Consider the following 2,283-nt stretch of genomic DNA (forward strand, 5'->3'; position numbering starts at 1 on the left):
GGCCCTATCGCACCACGGGCCACGGGCCGGCTCACCGCCAGCAAGCAACGACGGGCCTACGCGCGGGCCCCCCCGGGCCCGCGGCCTATCGCCGCAGTGAGACCGCGTGGTGAGACCGTGCTCACCCCGGCAGCCAGGACGGCCAGCGCGAGCGCGCCGGGCCCGCCGGGTGGTCGGCGCCCAGCAGCGGCACCAGGCGCTCCGCCTCCGGGGAGCCGATCGGCGCCAGGATCCCGTACGCCTCCGCCCAGCACGCGCGGGCCCGCGCCAGGTCCGTCCGGCTGTCGGCCAGCGCGTCGCCCAGGACCGCCAGGGCCAGGCCCCGGCCGCGGTGGTCGCCGTCCAGGGTCAGCGCGTCGACGGCATCGCCCGCCGTCCCCACCGCGTCGTCCCACCGCCCCGCAGCCCGCAGCGACTCGGCGAGGCGCAGCAGGAGGCGGCCGGTGCGGCGGTGGTCGGCGGGGTCGGTGAGGGCGAGGGCGGCGCGGCGGTGGGCGGCGGCCTCGGCGAGGTCGCCGCGGTCGTGGGCGATCGTGCCGAGGGCGTCGCGGGCGAGCGCCTCCAGCTCGCGGTCGGCGAGTTCGTGGCTGATCACGAGGGACTGGTCGATCACCCGGTTCGCCGCGTCGTGGCGGCCCTGGCGGGCGAACGCGCCGGCCAGGTTGAGGAGTTCGGCGGCCAGGGAGCGGCGGTCGCCGGCCCGGTCCCAGGCGGAGGCGGCGGCCGAGAAGCCGGCCACGGCCTCGTCGGGGCGGCCGGCCTGGAGGAAGCAGGCGGCGAGCGAGCTGTGGGCGAGGGCGAGCAGCGGGCGGGCCGGTTCGAAGGCGGTGCACAGGTCGCGGGCGCGGAGCAGTTCGGCGAGGGCCGAGGGCACCGAGCCGACCTCGGTCAGCAGTCGGCCGAGGACCAGCCGGGCGCGGGCCTCGGCGGCGCGGTCACCCTGTTCGACGCTCGCGTGCAGGAGCGCGTTGGCGGCGTGGCCGAGCGGGCGGGTGGCGTGCCCGGAGTCGGCCAACAGGCAGCAGCCGAGCAGGAGTTCGGCGAGCCGGCCGAGGGCGGGGGCGGTGTCGGCGGAGCGGCCGGGGAGCTTCGCGCACTGGCTCACCAGGGCGCCGACGGCCGGGGACGAGCCGACGGCGAAGCCGCGCCGCGCGGAGGACGCCCCGAGCGCCGCCGTCACCAGCGCGTGGTGGTGGTCCACCAGGCGGCTCAGTGCCGCCCGGAGCTCGTCCGGGTCGCCGCCCTGGCCGGCCCGCCGGGCGAAGGCCCGCAGCAGGTCGTGGTAGCGGTAGTGGTCGGGGCTGGCGAAGCTCTCCAGCATCGAGCAGTCCACCAGCGACTCGGCGAGCTCGACGGCGTCCGGCTCCGGCAGGTCCAGCACCGCGGCGACCGCCCCGGGCGACAGGTCGGGCACCTCGGGGACGGCCAGCAGCCGGAAGGCGCGGGCCTGTTCGTCGTCCAGCTGGTCGTAGCCGAAGCGGAACGAGGACTCGACGGCCAGGTCGCCGCTGCGCAGCGCGTCCAGCCGGTAGCGGTCGCCGGTGAGTTGCTCCAGCAGCCGGGCGATCGTCCAGCTCGGACGGCAGGCCAGCCGGGCCGCCAGGATCCGCACGGCGAGCGGCAACTGGCCGCAGAGCCTGACGAGTTCACCGGCCGCCTGCTCCTCGGCGGCGACCCGTTCGGCGCCGACCACCCGGGTGAGCAGGGTGACGGCGTCCTCGGCCGGGAGCACGGGGAGTTCGGTGAAACGGGCGTTGGGCAGGGCGCCGAGGCGGGTGCGGCTGGTGACGAGGACGGCGCAGCCGGCGCTGCCCGGCAGCAGCGGGCGGACCTGTTCGGCATCGCGCGCGTTGTCGAGCAGCACGAGGACGCGGCGGCCCGCGAGCAGCGAGCGGTCGCGGGCGGACCGTTCGGCGAGGCCGGCCGGGATCGCGTCGCCGACGACGCCGAAGGAGCGCAGGAACGCGGCCAGGGCCTCCTCGGGGCGGGTGGGGCGGCCGTCGGCGCCGTGCAGGTCGAGGTAGAGCTGGCCGTCCGGGAACTCGGCGGCCAGGCCGTGGGCGACGTGCACGGCGAGCGCGGTCTTGCCGACCCCGCCCATGCCCGCGACGGCCGCCACCGGCACGCTGCCCGGCTCCCGCAGGGCGGCGCGCAGGGCCTCGGCCTCCGCGGACCGCCCGGTGAAGTCGGCGGCGGAAGCCGGCAGCTGGGCCGGGACGAGGGTGGAGGCCGGATCGGCCCCGGCCGTCGGGGCGGCCGGCTCGGTCTCGGTCAGGACCCACT

1 protein-coding gene is annotated in these 2,283 nt (G+C 78.3%); it reads right to left on the minus strand.

Going from position 1 to position 2,283, the window contains the following annotated elements:
* Positions 1–121 precede the first annotated feature (121 nt).
* The coding region (locus ACFV4G_RS43385; protein ID WP_380449166.1) for an ATP-binding protein at positions 122–2,283 on the minus strand (2,162 nt) is incomplete at its 5' end.

This window comes from Kitasatospora sp. NPDC059747, assembly GCF_042732955.1.
Taxonomy (GTDB): Bacteria; Actinomycetota; Actinomycetes; order Streptomycetales; family Streptomycetaceae; genus Kitasatospora.